Raw genomic sequence first — 14,452 nt, forward strand, 5'->3', positions numbered from 1 at the left:
ACCATGGCCGGTTCTCGTCGGAACAACGGAAAATCGATTGCCCCGCATGCTGTTCAAAGGCGAACCTTGCACGGTTTGAACCACTACCGAGTCATGGGGCGTCATGCAGATCAGCGATCTTCCGTATCCGGACCCAGGGGTACCCGACGCGCGATCAGGGCCCCGGTTCCTGCTGTGGCTGGGGCGCAATCAGCTGGGCGGGCAGCTCAAGAGCCTGTGCTGGGGGCTGATGCACCACTGCGGGATCGCGGGCCTGCCCTTCGCCGTCGGGCTCGGCGTCGAGGCGGTCGTGGACCGCGACGGAACCCGGCTGATCCTGGTCGGCGGACTCATCCTGCTGCTCGGGATCGCCATCTCGCTCGGTGACACGATGCTGCACCGGACGGCGGTGACCAACTGGATCACCGCCGCCGCCCGCGTCCAGCAGCTCCTCGCCCGCAAGACCGCCGAGTTGGGCGCCGCCCTCAGCCGACGCGTCGCCGCCGGCGAGGTGGTGGCGGTGTCCACGGGCGACGTCGAGAAGATCGGCTGGTTCGTCGAGGCGGTCTCCCGCTTCCTCGCCGCCGCCGTCGCCGTCGTCGTGATCTGCGTGGGCCTGGTCCTCTACGCGCCCGCGCTCGGCGTGGTCGTGGCGATCGGGGTTCCCGTGCTGGCCGTGGCCGTGCTGCCGTTGCTGCCGCACGCCACCCAACGCGCCGACGTGCAGCGCGAGAAGGCGGGCAGGGCCACCGAACTGGCCTCCGACACCGTGGCCGGGCTGCGCGTGCTGCGCGGCATCGGCGGCGAGGAACTCTTCCTCGGCCGCTACCGCGAGGCGTCGCAGGAGGTCCGCAAGGCCGCCGTGCGCAGCGCCCGGATGTGGGCCCTGATCTCGGCGATCCAGGTCCTGCTGCCCGGTCTGCTGCTCATCACCGTGGTCTGGTACGGCGCCGAGCTCGTCCTCGACGGGCGGATCACGGTGGGCGAACTCGTCGCCGTGTTCAGCGCGGTGGCGCTGATGCTCTACCCGCTGCGGCACTTCGAGGAGATCGCCATGGCGTACTCCTTCTCGCGGCCGTCGGCCAAGCGGGCCGCCCGGGTGCTGTCGCTGACCCGTACGGACCCGGCGACCGACCCCGCCCCCGACGCGGAGCCGGGCCCCCGTGCGGACGCGCCGACGGAGCCGGCGACGGCGACCACGGCAACGGCAACGGCAACGGCAACGGCAACGGCAACGGTCGCCAGCCCGCCCGCCGCGCCGGCTCCCGGCGGGGACCTCTACGACCCCGAGACCGGGCTGCTGGCCCCCGCCGGCCAGTTCACCGCGGTGGTCTGCGGGGACCCGGACCTGGCGGGGCGGCTGGCCGAGCGCCTCGGCGGGCATCCCGCCGACGCCGTCGGCAGCCCCTCCGTGCTGCTGGGCGGGGTCGCGCTCGACGACCTGGAACTGGACGCGGCGCGCACGCTGGTGCTCGTCCAGGACAAGGACCCGGTGCTGCTCTCGGGGACGCTGCGCGAGCTGCTCGACGTACCGGCCTCCGGTTCGGTCGGGGCCGCGGAGGCCCTGGCGGCCGCCCAGTGCGCGGACGTGCTGGACGCGCTGTCGCAGTCCGCGCCGGACGGCGTGGACGACCCGATGGACGCGCGGATCACCGAGCGCGGCCGCTCGCTGTCGGGCGGCCAGCGCCAACGGCTCGCGCTGGCGCGCTCGCTGGTCACCGACCCGGAGGTGCTGGTGCTGGACGAACCGACCTCCGCGGTCGACTCCCACACCGAGGCCCGGATCGCGGGCGGCGTCGCGGCGCTGCGCGCGGGGCGCACCACGGTGGTCCTGGCCTCGTCACCGCTGCTGCTGGACCGCGCCGACCGGGTCGTCCTGGTCGACGGCGGCACGGTCTCGGCGGTCGGTACGCACCGTGAACTGCTGCAGGACGAGCCGCGCTACCGCGCGGTCGTCACGCGCGAGACGGACGAGGAACAGCTGCTCGACGCGGTCGAGGGGCTCGACAAGTTGCGGGAACTCACAGAGATCGAGGAATCGGCATGATCGGCGTGGTGGCGCCGGAGTACGATCCGGCCGCCCCCGAGACCGTCGCCACCCTTCCGGTGGGCACGTCGGCGACGGTGCGGGGCTATGTGCGCGGGCTGCTGCGGCGGCACCGTCGGGCGTTCGTCCTCCTGGTCACGGTCAACGCGGTCGCGGTGATCGCGTCCATGATCGGCCCCTACCTGCTCGGTCGGGTGGTGGACGATCTCGCGGCGGGGGCGCGCGAACTGCACCTGGGGCGCGTCGCGCTGCTGTTCGCGCTGGCCCTGCTCGTCCAGACGCTCTTCGTCCGGATGGTCCGGCTGCGCGGAGCCGTGCTGGGCGAGGAGATGCTGGCGGATCTGCGCGAGGACTTCCTGGTCCGCTCGGTGGGCCTGCCGCCGGGCGTGCTGGAGCGCGCGGGCACGGGTGACCTGTTGTCCCGGATCACCACGGACATCGACCGGCTCGCCAACGCGATGCGCGAGGCGGTGCCCCAGCTGGCGATCGGCGTGGTGTGGGCGGGGCTGCTCTTCGGGGCGCTCGCCGTGACCGCGCCGCCGCTGGCGCTGGCCGCCCTGGTGGCAACCCCGGTCCTGGTGTTCGGCTGCCGCTGGTACTTCAAGCGGGCGCCCTCCGCGTACCGGTCGGAGTCGGCGGGCTACGCGGCGGTCGCCGCGGCGCTCACCGAGACGGTGGACGCGGGCCGCACGGTCGAGGCGCACCGCCTGGGCGGGCGCCGGATCGCCCTGTCCGAGCAGCGCATCAAGGAGTGGACGGCCTGGGAGCGCTACACGCTGTTCCTGCGGTCGGTCCTCTTCCCGGTCATCAACGTCACCTACGTGACGATCCTCGGCTCGGTGCTGCTGATCGGCGGCTACTGCGTCCTGCAGGGGTGGATGTCGGTGGGGCAGATGACCACCGGCGCGCTGCTGGCCCAGATGATGGTCGACCCGATCGGTCTGATCCTGCGCTGGTACGACGAACTCCAGATCGCCCAGGTCTCCCTGGCCCGGCTGGTCGGGGTGCGGGAGATCGAGCCCGACGCGGGCGACGAGCGGGTGGTGCCGGACGGGCGCGACGTGGAGGCCGACTCGGTCCGGTTCGGCTACCGCGAGGGGGTGGACGTACTGCACGAGGTGTCCCTGTCGGTGCCGCCGGGGACCCGGATGGCGCTGGTCGGGCCCTCGGGAGCGGGCAAGTCCACGCTGGGCAGGCTGCTGGCGGGCATCTACGCGCCGCGCTCGGGCGAGGTCACGCTCGGCGGCGCCGAGCTGTCGCGGATGCCGGCCGAGCGGGTGCGCGCGCACGTGGCGCTGGTCAACCAGGAACACCACGTGTTCGTGGGGAGCCTGCGCGACAACCTGCGGCTCGCCCGGTCGGGCGCCGAGGACGCGGAGCTGTGGGCGGCACTGGGCGCGGTGGACGCGGACGAGTGGGCCAGGGCGCTGGAGGACGGGCTGGACACCGAGGTCGGCTCCGGCGCCGCGGCGCTCACCCCGGCGCAGGCGCAGCAGATCGCGCTGGCCCGGCTGGTGCTGGCCGATCCGCACACGCTGGTCCTGGACGAGGCGACCTCGCTGCTGGATCCGCGGGCGGCCCGGCACCTGGAGCGCTCGCTGGCCCGGGTGCTGGAGGGCCGTACGGTCGTGGCCATCGCCCACCGGCTGCACACGGCGCACGACGCGGACGTGATCGCGGTGGTCGAGGCGGGCCGGATCAGCGAGCTGGGGTCCCATGACGAACTGGTCGCGGCGGACGGCGCGTACGCGGCGCTGTGGCGCTCCTGGCACGGCTGAGCGGGAGGGCCCGACCCGTGGGCGCGTGCCCCGTACCGTCCCTTCGAGGGGGACGGTACGGGGCACGTCCGTGTCACGCCTTGCGGAGCCGTTCGATGATGCCGTCGAGGTCCCGGGTCATCATGTAGTCGCGGACGAAGTGGCCGCCGGGCTCCTCGTGCCACTCGTGCGGGATCCCGACCCGGTCGAGGGCGCCGCGGAATTCCCGCTGTCCGGCGAGCACCTGGGTCTCGTTGAAGGTGTCGAAGGCGTTCGTCCGGTCGGGGCTGGTGCCCGCGACGAGGAAGACCCGCTTGTTGCGGTAGCTCTCGATGCGTTCGATCGGGTTGTCGGCGGTGACCCTGGCCTGGTCCCACGGGACGCCGTACACCGTGCCGCCGCCCAGGTCGAGGGCCCCGGAGGACACGTTGGCCCAGTGCACGACGGCGCCGCCGTCGCGGCGCAGGCTGGCGGGGCCGGAGTGGGAACTGACCGAGGCGAAGTGGCCCCAGTACTTGGCCGCGTACTTCAGGGCGCCGAAGCCGCCCATCGAGAACCCGGAGACGGCGCGGCCGTCGTACTCGGCGAAGGTGCGGAAGTTCGCCTCGACCCAGGGGATCAGCTGCCCGATGTGGAAGGTCTCCCAGTTGCGGGGGCCGACGTTGGAGGTGACGGGGTTGGAGTACCAGCCCGCGTGCCCGCCGTCGGGCATCACGACGATGATCGGCTTGCCCTGGGTCAGTTCGCGGATGCGCAGGCGGTCGAAGGTGATGAAGTCCTGGTCGGTGCCGCCGCCGTGGAACAGGTAGAGGACGGGGTAGGTGCGCCCGCTCCAGTGGTAGTCGTCCGGGAGGAGGACGTTGACGGCGGGCTGCCAGCCGATCGCGTCGGTCTGGAAGCGGTAGTACCACATGCGGGGGTCGCCCTCGCCGCGGTCCACGATGTGCAGGCCGCCCGCGTCGCCGACCGCCGCGGCCGACCCGGCGGAGGCGAGGACGCCCCCGGCGCCGAGGGCCATCGCGGCGGAGAGCCCGCCGACGGTCTTGAGGAGGTTCCTGCGGGTGGGACGGTGCTGCTCGTTCACCATGATCTCCTGATCACGAAGCGAATGGATGGTCGTCAGTTGGGGGTGGTCCAGGTGCCCCGGGCGGGGTTCCAGTGGATGATGACCTTCTGGAAGCGCTGGGCCTTTCCGCCCGCCTCGTCCACCTCGTCACCCACGGGGTAGCCGAGGGCGGCCTCGTGGCCGCCCGCATGGAAGGCGTCGTAGATCGCACCGTGCACCACGTGCGCTCCCGTCTGCGCCGACCACATGAACAACCCTCGTTCGAAGAACTGGTAACGGCCCCGCGTGCCGCCCGGTGCCTGCGCGGCGTCCGCCTCGTCCATCGTGGGGAAGCCCCAGCGCCGCTCCGCGTCCGTCGCCCAGAACTTGTCGCGGATGTCGCCGTAGACCGCGTGGGCCTCGTCCGGGTGCCAGAGGATGATCCCGTTCTGGAAGGCCTGGAAGCGGCCGCCCATCATGGAGTCCCGCTCCCCCGCGGTCGGTCGGCCGAGCGCGCCGCCCGGACCGCCCATGCCGTCGTACTTCGCCCCGATCGCGCCGTAGGGCATGAGGTCGTCCAGCAGGTTGTACCGGCGGGGCGTGAAGCCGCGCAGCCCGTCGCCCCACACGCGTTCCTCGGCCACCTGCCCGAAGTCGTACTCCTCCCGGACCACCGGCTGCGTGTGCCCGGGGTCGGCCCAGCGGACGAACAGCGCGACGTGGTCGGTGCCGCCCGCGTCCTTGAGCAGGATGTCGCCGGGCTGCAGGTCGCCCGCCGGTACGTCGAAGGTGACGTTCCACAAGGACCAGGTGGTCAGGGACGATTCCAGGTTCCAGGCCATCGACACGAAGCCCGAGCAGTCGGGCCGGTAGCAGCCGAACTGGTTCTCGTGGCAACCGCTCTGGGAGTAGGGCACCCGCTCGGCTATCCACGACCACGCGCGGTCCATCGCCTCGCCGCGCCCGATCGGCCCGCCCCGGTCCGACGCGCTCGCGGCGGGCGCCGCGACGAACGTCACCGCGGTGGCCGCCATCATCAGGGTCAGCGCCCCGACCGCACGCCGAAGGATCAGCGCTCTCATGGCTGTCTCCTGGTCAGTTGGTGGTGGTCCAGGTGCCCCGGGCGGGGTTCCAGTGGATGGTGACCTTCTGGAAGCGCTGGGCCTTTCCGCCCGCCTCGTCCACCTCGTCACCCACGGGGTAGCCGAGGGCGGCCTCGTGGCCGCCCGCGTGGAAGGCGTCGTAGATCGCACCGTGCACCACGTGCGCCCCCGTCCGCGCCGACCACATGAACAGGCCGCGCTCGAAGAACTGGTAGCGGCCGCGGGTTCCGTCCGGCGCCGGTGCGGCGTCCGCCTCGTCCATCGTGGGGAAGCCCCAGCTCCGCTCGGCGTCCGTCGCCCAGAACTTGGCCAGGATGTCCCCGTAGACCGCGTGGGCCTCGTCCGGGTGCCAGAGGATGATCCCGTTCTGGAAGCCCTGGAAGCGGCCGCCCATCATGGCCGCCTCCTCGGCGCGGACCGGCCATCCGAGGGGGCCGCCGTGGCCGCCCAGTCCCTCGTACTTCGCCCCGATCGCGCCGTACGGCTGGAAGGCCTCGTCCCGCTGCGCCCGGGCGGCGCCCTCCACCGCGTCGTACCGGTCCGGATAGGCGGAACGTTGGACGGCCTGCGCGAGTTGGCCGGCGGTGCTGCCCTCCATGCCGGGCTCCATCTGGAGGGCCACCTCGAAGAACTTGCCCGCCGCGTAGTCGACGTCGAGGATCTGCTCCCGCGAGCCCCACCCCTGCGAGGGCCGCTGCTGGAAGACGCCGAGCGAGTCCCGGTCGCCGCAATCGAGGTTGTTCATGCGGGACTCGACCCAGCCGGTCTCGAAGCCCGCGAGCATCACCTTGTCGGAGACGTTCATGCGCTGACCGACCTCGTACACCTTGCGCGTCACCGCGATGTCCCGCTGCGCCGGGATGTCGCAGAACATCTCGGCGGTCGCGGTGTGGCCGAGGGGGCCGGGCACCCGCTGTAGGCCCTCGGCCCACGCCGGGGCGCACAGGGCGGAAACGGCCGTCATGACCAGCAGGACCAGCAGGACCACTGTTCTCGATCTCGTACGTCGTACCGTTGCGCCACGCACCAGCCTGCTCCTTCGCTGCGGTTCGCCTTGCGTCGGCCTCCGTGTGGGGGGTGCGGTCCTCGGACCGACGGGCCACAACGTACGGGCGGGGCAGGGCGCGACCGCATCCGGAACGCTCCGGAGTGACAGCGCGCGGTGGTGTCCGCTACCTCTGGTTCCCGGTGCCGGTCGGGGGCGCCGGGCAGGTGGGCAGCGCGGGGCGGCCCTCGGTGCGCACGGCGGGCAGCCAGGCGTCGGGGCGGGCCGAGCCGGGAGGGAGGTGGACGTGGTACCACTGGGTCGAGCGCGTGCCCGACTCGTCGATGATGGGGATCCCGTCGGGGAGTTGGCAGTCGGCGTCGAGGACGTCGCCGTGCCACACCCGGGTCGCCACGACGTTGTCGGTGGTGTACGGGCTCCGGGGGTCGATCGCCAGGCCCAGGCTGCACTGCGCGTCACGGTCCGTCCGGGCCAGACAACTGTGCTCGGCGTTGAACACCACGACCCGGTACGACGCTTCGGTCATCCGGCCGCTCGCCGAGGTGCCGTTCGCCCCGGGCGCCGCGGAACCGCCGCCGCCCCGCACGGCGTACGCCCAGCCCGCGGCGAGGACCCCGCACACGGCGACGGCCGCGAGGGCGGCGAGGGCCCGGCCGCGCCGCCGCGCGGTCGGTCGTGCGGCCCCGGTGCGGTCGGCCCCGGTGTGGTCGGACGCCGTGCGGTCGGACGCCGTGCGGGCCGTGATGCGGGTGTGCAGGCTGTCGGCGGTGTGGGGGGCGCGCGCGACGTGGTTCGGCGCCAGGCAGTCGGTCGCGAGCGCGCGCCAGAACGGCGGCACCGCGGAGTCCAGCCGCAACGCCGCCCGCCCGTCGGCGTACTCCTGCGCCACGGCGCCGCGCGCCATCGGGGTGGCGCCGGGGAAGGGCGAGGCTCCGGCGGCGAACACCTCGTGGATCACGATGCCCAGCGCCCAGATGTCGGCGCTCGGGCGGACCTCCACCCCGTGCTCGCCGAGCGGGGCCTTCCAGCGTTCGGGCGGGAGGTAGTCGAAGGTGCCCATCGGGGGCGCGTACCCGTGGGTGCCCTCGATCCCGGTCAGTTCCGTGGCGATGCCGAAGTCCGCGAGCTTGGCCGAACCGTCGGCCATGATCAGCACGTTGTCCGGTTTGAGGTCGCCGTGCACCCACCCGGTGCGGTGCAGGTGGGCGAGGCCCTCGCAGACCTCCTCGATCAGTCTGGACCCCTCCGCCTCGCTCACCGGCTCGGCCAACAGGTCGCGCAGGCTGCACCGGGCCCGTTCCATGACCAGCACGATCGCGCCGTCCAGGAACGGCTGCTCGGGGTCGCTGAGCACGACGGAGTCCAGGAGCCCGATCAGGCGCGGGTGGCGGGAACGGCCGCACAGCTCGACCTCGCGCCGGGCGGCATCGGCGACCGACCGGGCCTGGCGCGGGGAGAGTCCGGCGGTCGGCAGGAACTTGAGCGCGACGTCGGCGGGAGCGCGGTCCTCGTCGGGACCCGGGGCGGAGTCGACCCTCGCGCCGGTGTCGGGAACCGGTTCGCGGAGCGGACCGTCGGAGGACGCCCGGGCGCGGTCTCGGTCGCCGGGGCTGGTGCGGTCGCTGGTGGTGGTGCTGGTGCCGGTGCTGGTGCTGGTGCTGGTGCCGGTGCCGGTGCCGGTGCCGGTGCCGGTGCCGGTGCCGGTGCTGGTGACGGGGCGTCCCGCGTAGACCGTGGCCCAGCCGCCTGCCGCGATCGGCTCGACGACTTCCCAGGCGCCGACGCGGTATCCGCGCGGGAGGGGCCGGGCGCACTCACTCCCCGCTGTGTCGGCCGTGCCGTGCACCGTCTGCTCCTCCGGCCCGCCGGGCATCTCGGTCGGCTCCCGCGCCCGGCGCGGGACGCCCTGCCGGGGTCATCGCACCGTCTCCCGCTTGCGCGTGCCGGCCGGGAAGCGGGGCGGCAACAGCGCGAGGTGCTCCTCCCGGACCAGCCCGAACCGCAGGGCGAGTCCGACGAGCGTCTCCCGCTTGCCGTTGCGCCGCGCGCTGCGGCGGGGATCGCACTCCGCCGGGGCGGTGATCCGCATCTTCTCCTCGGCGAGGTAGTCGATGTGGGAGCTGACCGCACGCGCCGTCAACAGTGCGCAGGCCGCGTGCCCTTTGAGTCGATCGACGATCTCGGGGGTGGTCGGCACCGCGACCGGTGACTCGTCCCGCAGGCGCGGTTCGCAGAGCGCGACCAGGACGAGGAAGTAGGTGGCCGTCTCGTCCAGGGAGTAGGCGGTGACGGTACGGCTCCCCCCGTGGCCCCCGTGCCCACCGCGACCCGCCGCGGCTCTCATGACGTCCGGGTCCAGGTAGACGTGGTCGGGCGCGAACACCTGGAAGGAGACGGTGGAGTCGCCGCGCGTGGGCAGCACCACCCGCGAGAACTCGAAGGGAATGGGCGCCCCGGCCCGGCGCGGCGGCACCCGGAGGTACTCCCCCGCCCCTTCGGGGTTCTCCACCAGATAGCTCTGGTGGGCACTGTGGTTGCTGAGCTGCCAGTGGTCGTCGGTCACCCGGATCTCTCCCGCCAACCGGGAGATCGCCGGGTCGACGAGCCGGAGTTCCACGGGCGTCGCCGTGGATCCCCGCCCGAACCGGGCCATTTCGCCCGGCCCGAGTCGTAATGTCACGGCGTCGCCGAAGGGCTCCTCGCCCACGCCGTCGTTCCCTTGCGGCAGGTAGACAACTATCCCGCTCACGGTTCCCCCGTTCTCGACCCGCGCCAGCGGGCTTCGCCCCGAACGACGTTACCCACCCGTAAAGGAGTTCGACGCCGGGATGCGGCCGCATTGGCTGGGACTCACCGTGAGACTGTCCGACCGGTCGGCATGTCCGGCCGGGCCCACGGGAGCCGGCACGCCCGGCCCGGGTCGGGGGCGGGAGCCCGTACGCCTGCGCACACCACGAGGGGACGTCCGGCGGAAACCGGGAGGAGGCGCCCCTCCCGCTCGCTCACGGGTGGGGCGCCCGCGGGTCTAGATGAAGCCGAGTGCCGCCGCGCCGCCGACGCCGCCGAGCAGCATGAACACCGGCATGAGGACCTTCAGCTCGACCCAGCTGCCGGCGCGGAAGCGCATCATCTTCGGCGGGCCGATCGGGTACCAGCGCTTGCCCGCGATCGGGATGGGCCACAGGACGGGGCAGCCCGAGACGGTCAGGGCGTCCCCGATGTCGTGGACCAGGGCGCCGAGCACGATCGGCAGGCCGAGCCACAGGTACTCCTCGCCGGGACCGGTGAACAGCCAGTTCGCGCCGTTTCCGGGCTGGTCCAGCACCCCGGCCAGTATCCAGGCGCTGGTGGCACCGAGGAGCCAGACGAGGACGTCGCTGGACATCCGGGCGGCCCGCCACAGGAGGCCCTCGACGGCGAGCACGAGGTGGACGAAGAGCAGGGCCAGGACGCCCCAGCGGTCCGTGGTGACCGCCAGCGCCGAGGCACCGCCACCGATCAGGACGGCCCACAGCCAGGTGTGGGTGAGGGTGCGGTGGCCGCCGGTCCGGCGGGCGTCGCGCGGGGCGCGGGTGGCCTTGTAGACGGCGTAGGAGATCTTGTCGACCACCTCGCACAGGCCGCGGGACAGCGGCCCGAAGGCGCGCGAGATCGTCGCCGACTTGTGGTCGAGGTCGGGGGCCAGGGCGGCGCCCGCGCAGATGAGCGCCCCGACGACGAGGACCGGCCAGGGCATGGGGTACCCGGCGGCCGCGGTCGCCGCGCCCACCCCCAGCCAGGCCGCTGCCCCGGAGAGTGAGTGCGCCGGACCCATCATGTCGTTCCCGCCCCAGTGGTGTGGAGGTCGGGCCCAGTTGACGGTTTCGTTCGGACCCGGTCGACGGCACAGCGTACCGTCGATGATCTTCTTTCCCGCCGCCGGTTCCCTCATCCGGGGGGAAGCCAGGCAAGATGGGGGGTGTGACCCTCATTGATCAGCTCCCGCCGAACGCCGACCCCGACGCCCTCTTCGAGGCTTTCTCCTCGTGGGCGGAGGACCAGGGCATCACCCTGTACCCGGCGCAGGAGGAGGCCCTGATCGAGGTCGTCTCCGGCGCGAACGTGATCCTCTCCACGCCGACCGGCTCCGGCAAGAGCCTGGTGGCCGCCGGAGCGCACTTCACCGCACTGGCCCAGGACAAGGTCACCTTCTACACCGCGCCGATCAAGGCCCTGGTGTCGGAGAAGTTCTTCGACCTGTGCAAGCTCTTCGGCACCGAGAACGTCGGCATGCTGACCGGCGACGCCTCGGTCAATTCGGACGCCCCGGTCATCTGCTGCACCGCCGAGGTGCTGGCCTCCATCGCGCTGCGCGACGGCAAGAACGCCGACATCGGCCAGGTCGTGATGGACGAGTTCCACTTCTACGCCGAACCGGACCGCGGCTGGGCCTGGCAGATCCCGCTGCTCGAGCTCCCGCAGGCACAGTTCGTCCTGATGTCGGCCACCCTCGGCGACATGAAGCGGTTCGAGGAGGACCTGACCCGGCGCACCGGGCGCCCGACCTCGGTGGTCCGCTCCGCGACCCGGCCCGTCCCGCTGTCGTACGAGTACGTCACCACGCCGATCACGGACACCATCACCGAGCTGCTGGAGACCCGGCAGGCACCCGTGTACATCGTGCACTTCACCCAGGCCCAGGCGGTCGAGCGGGCGCAGTCGCTGATGAGCATCAACATGTGCACGCGCGAGGAGAAGGACAAGATCGCCGATCTGATCGGCCACTTCCGCTTCACCACCAAGTTCGGCCAGAACCTCTCGCGCTACGTCCGCCACGGCATCGGCGTGCACCACGCGGGCATGCTGCCGAAGTACCGCCGACTGGTCGAGAAGCTGGCCCAGGCGGGTCTGCTCAAGGTCATCTGCGGCACCGACACCCTCGGCGTCGGCGTGAACGTCCCGATCCGCACCGTGCTCTTCACCGCGCTCACCAAGTACGACGGCAACCGGGTGCGCACGCTGCGGGCGCGCGAGTTCCACCAGATCGCCGGTCGGGCCGGGCGGGCGGGCTTCGACACCGCGGGGTACGTGGTCGCCCAGGCACCCGAGCACGTGATCGAGAACGAGAAGGCGCTGGCGAAGGCCGGCGACGACCCGAAGAAGCGCCGCAAGGTGGTCCGCAAGAAGGCCCCGGAAGGCTTCGTCGCCTGGTCCGACACCACCTTCGAGAAGCTGATCGGCGCCGACCCGGAGCCGCTGACCTCGCGCTTCAAGGTCACCAACATCATGTTGCTGTCGGTCATCGCCCGCCCCGGCGACGCCTTCCAGGCCATGCGCCACCTCCTGGAGGACAACCACGAGCCGCGCCGGAACCAGCTGCGCCACATCCGCCGGGCCATCGCGATCTACCGCTCCCTGCTGGACGGCGGCGTGGTCGAGAAGCTCGACGCTCCCGACGCGGAGGGCCGCACGATCCGGCTCACCGTCGACCTCCAGCAGGACTTCGCGCTGAACCAGCCGCTGTCCACCTTCGCGCTGGCCTCCTTCGACCTGCTGGACCCGGAGTCCCCCTCCTACGCGCTGGACATGGTCTCGGTCGTGGAGTCCACCCTGGACGACCCGCGCCAGATCCTCGCCGCGCAGCAGAACAAGGAGCGCGGCATCGCCGTGGGCGCGATGAAGGCCGACGGGATCGAGTACGAGGAGCGGATGGAGCGGCTCCAGGACGTCACCTATCCCAAGCCGCTCGAAGAGCTGCTCCTGCACGCCTACGACGTGTACAGCAAGAGCCACCCGTGGGTCCGCGACCACCCGGTCTCCCCGAAGTCGATCATCCGCGACATGTACGAGCGCGCGATGACCTTCACCGAGTTCACCTCCTACTACGAGCTGGCGCGCACCGAAGGCATCGTGCTGCGCTACCTGGCGGGTGCCTACAAGGCCCTCGACCACACCATCCCGGACGACCTCAAGTCCGAGGACCTCCAGGACCTCATCGCCTGGCTCGGGGAGCTGGTCCGCCAGGTCGACTCCAGCCTGCTCGACGAGTGGGAGCAGCTGGCGAACCCCGAGGTGGAGACGGCGGAGCAGGCCCAGGAGAAGGCCGACCAGGTCAAGCCGGTCACGGCGAACGCCCGCGCCTTCCGGGTCCTCGTCCGCAACGCCATGTTCCGCCGGGTGGAGCTGGCCGCCCTGGACAACCTCCACGAGCTGGGCGAGCTGGACTCCGATTCCGGCTGGAACGCCGACGCCTGGGGCGATGCGATGGACGCCTACTGGGACGAGTACGACGACCTCGGCACCGGTCCGGACGCGCGCGGCCCCAAGCTGCTCATGATCGAGGAGGACGCGGAGCACGGCCTGTGGCGCGTCCGCCAGTCCTTCGCCGACCCCAACGGCGACCATGGTTGGGGCATCAGCGCCGAGGTCGACCTCGCGGCCTCCGACGAGGAGGGCCGGGCGGTCGTCCGGGTCACCGCCGTCGGCGAGCTCTGACCGTCCCGCAAGCGGCTGGTCCGGGACGCGGCCGGACCCGCCTCCGTCCGGCCCGGCCTCCGTCCGGCGCCCCCGACACCGCCGCCCCGACCTCAGTGGAGAACCCCTGATGACGAACCCCGCCGAGAGACTCGTCGACCTGCTCGACCTGGAGCAGATCGAGGTCAACATCTTCCGCGGCCGCAGTCCCGAGGAGTCCCTCCAGCGGGTCTTCGGCGGCCAGGTGGCCGGGCAGGCGTTGGTGGCGGCGGGCCGCACCACCGAGGGCGGCCGCCCGGTCCACTCGCTGCACGCGTACTTCCTGCGCCCCGGGATCCCCGGGGTGCCGATCGTGTACCAGGTGGAGCGGGTGCGCGACGGGCGCTCCTTCACCACCCGGCGCGTCACCGCGGTCCAGCAGGGCAAGACCATCTTCAACCTCACCGCCTCCTTCCATCGGCCGGAGGACGGCAGCATCGAGCACCAGCTGCCTCCTCGGCTGGACTTCCCGCACCCCGACACGCTGCCGAAGGTCGCGGACGAGATCCGCGAGCACCTGGGGGCGCTGCCCGAGGCGCTGGAGCGGATGGCCCGTCGTCAGCCCTTCGACATCCGGTACGTGGACCGGCTCCGCTGGACCCCCGAGGACCTCAAGGACGCCGATCCGCGCAGCGCCGTGTGGATGCGCGCGGTCGGCCCGCTGGGCGACGACCCGCTCGTCCACACCTGCGCCCTGACCTACGCCAGCGACATGACCCTCCTCGACGCCGTGCGCATCCCGGTGGAGCCGTTGTGGGGGATGCGCGGTTTCGACATGGCGAGCCTGGACCACGCCATGTGGTTCCACCGTCCCTTCCGGGCGGACGAGTGGTTCCTCTACGACCAGGAGTCCCCCATCGCCCACGGGGGCCGGGGGCTGGCCCGCGGCCGGATCTACGACGTGGAGGGCAGGCTGCTGGTCTCCGTCGTGCAGGAGGGTCTCTTCCGCCCCTACCCCTCCCCGCCCACCCCTCCCGCCCCGTCCGCCCCGTCCGACCTGTCACCGAAGAGCTGAGCGCGCCC

The 14,452-nt window shown here is 72.3% G+C and carries 10 protein-coding genes; 4 read left to right on the plus strand and 6 right to left on the minus strand.

Annotation, left to right across the window (positions count from 1 at the left end):
• Window positions 1–103 precede the first annotated feature (103 nt).
• Window positions 104–2,026: an ABC transporter transmembrane domain-containing protein gene (locus ACFWAR_RS17825; RefSeq protein ID WP_385778086.1), complete on the plus strand. Its 1,923-nt coding sequence runs from the start codon at window positions 104–106 to the stop codon at window positions 2,024–2,026.
• Window positions 2,023–3,804, plus strand: coding sequence for an ABC transporter ATP-binding protein (locus ACFWAR_RS17830; protein WP_385778088.1), 1,782 nt, complete (start codon window positions 2,023–2,025; stop codon window positions 3,802–3,804). Before ACFWAR_RS17825 ends, ACFWAR_RS17830 begins: the two co-directional genes overlap by 4 nt.
• 73 nt (window positions 3,805–3,877) lie before the next feature.
• Here the strand turns inward: ACFWAR_RS17830 and ACFWAR_RS17835 are convergent, their stop codons facing one another.
• The 6 genes from ACFWAR_RS17835 to ACFWAR_RS17860 all read right to left on the minus strand — a co-directional run bounded on the left by ACFWAR_RS17835 (window position 3,878) and on the right by ACFWAR_RS17860 (window position 10,754).
• Window positions 3,878–4,870 carry an alpha/beta hydrolase gene (locus ACFWAR_RS17835; protein ID WP_385778090.1) on the minus strand — a complete coding sequence of 331 codons (993 nt, stop codon included), beginning with the start codon at window positions 4,868–4,870 and terminating at the stop codon, window positions 3,878–3,880.
• Window positions 4,871–4,902: 32 nt separating this feature from the next.
• Window positions 4,903–5,910, minus strand: coding sequence for a hypothetical protein (locus ACFWAR_RS17840; protein ID WP_385778092.1), 1,008 nt, complete (start codon window positions 5,908–5,910; stop codon window positions 4,903–4,905).
• A 13-nt stretch (window positions 5,911–5,923) separates the two neighbouring features.
• Window positions 5,924–6,895, minus strand: a complete 972-nt coding sequence (locus ACFWAR_RS17845; protein WP_385778166.1) for an LGFP repeat-containing protein — start codon at window positions 6,893–6,895, stop codon at window positions 5,924–5,926.
• 208 nt (window positions 6,896–7,103) lie between these two features.
• Complete coding sequence (locus tag ACFWAR_RS17850; RefSeq protein WP_385778094.1) at window positions 7,104–8,810, minus strand: serine/threonine-protein kinase; 1,707 nt, start codon at window positions 8,808–8,810, stop codon at window positions 7,104–7,106.
• A 42-nt stretch (window positions 8,811–8,852) separates the two neighbouring features.
• Entirely contained in the window at window positions 8,853–9,686 is an 834-nt protein-coding gene (locus ACFWAR_RS17855) for a serine/threonine protein kinase (RefSeq protein WP_385778096.1), read from the minus strand.
• 276 nt (window positions 9,687–9,962) lie between these two features.
• Window positions 9,963–10,754: a metal-dependent hydrolase gene (locus tag ACFWAR_RS17860; protein WP_385778098.1), complete on the minus strand. Its 792-nt coding sequence runs from the start codon at window positions 10,752–10,754 to the stop codon at window positions 9,963–9,965.
• 143 nt (window positions 10,755–10,897) lie between these two features.
• On the opposite strand from ACFWAR_RS17860, the gene ACFWAR_RS17865 reads away from it, so the two are divergent.
• Window positions 10,898–13,411, plus strand: coding sequence for a DEAD/DEAH box helicase (locus ACFWAR_RS17865; RefSeq protein WP_385778099.1), 2,514 nt, complete (start codon window positions 10,898–10,900; stop codon window positions 13,409–13,411).
• Between the two features lie 109 nt (window positions 13,412–13,520).
• Window positions 13,521–14,444 (plus strand): acyl-CoA thioesterase, encoded by a 924-nt coding sequence (locus ACFWAR_RS17870; RefSeq protein WP_385778100.1) that lies wholly within the window; start codon window positions 13,521–13,523, stop codon window positions 14,442–14,444.
• Window positions 14,445–14,452: the final 8 nt, after the last annotated feature.

The organism is Streptomyces sp. NPDC059917, from assembly GCF_042730635.1.
In the GTDB taxonomy this organism is placed as follows: Bacteria; Actinomycetota; Actinomycetes; order Streptomycetales; family Streptomycetaceae; genus Streptomyces.

Bases quoted from the DNA above. Each gene is read 5' to 3' on its own strand.
- ACFWAR_RS17825 (WP_385778086.1), top strand. From the start codon at position 104: ATGCAGATCAGCGATCTTCCGTATCCGGACCCAGGGGTACCCGACGCG.
- ACFWAR_RS17830 (WP_385778088.1), top strand. From the start codon at position 2,023: ATGATCGGCGTGGTGGCGCCGGAGTACGATCCGGCCGCCCCCGAGACC.
- ACFWAR_RS17835 (WP_385778090.1), bottom strand. From the start codon at position 4,870: ATGGTGAACGAGCAGCACCGTCCCACCCGCAGGAACCTCCTCAAGACC.
- ACFWAR_RS17840 (WP_385778092.1), bottom strand. From the start codon at position 5,910: ATGAGAGCGCTGATCCTTCGGCGTGCGGTCGGGGCGCTGACCCTGATG.
- ACFWAR_RS17845 (WP_385778166.1), bottom strand. From the start codon at position 6,895: ATGACGGCCGTTTCCGCCCTGTGCGCCCCGGCGTGGGCCGAGGGCCTA.
- ACFWAR_RS17850 (WP_385778094.1), bottom strand. From the start codon at position 8,810: ATGCCCGGCGGGCCGGAGGAGCAGACGGTGCACGGCACGGCCGACACA.
- ACFWAR_RS17860 (WP_385778098.1), bottom strand. From the start codon at position 10,754: ATGATGGGTCCGGCGCACTCACTCTCCGGGGCAGCGGCCTGGCTGGGG.
- ACFWAR_RS17870 (WP_385778100.1), top strand. From the start codon at position 13,521: ATGACGAACCCCGCCGAGAGACTCGTCGACCTGCTCGACCTGGAGCAG.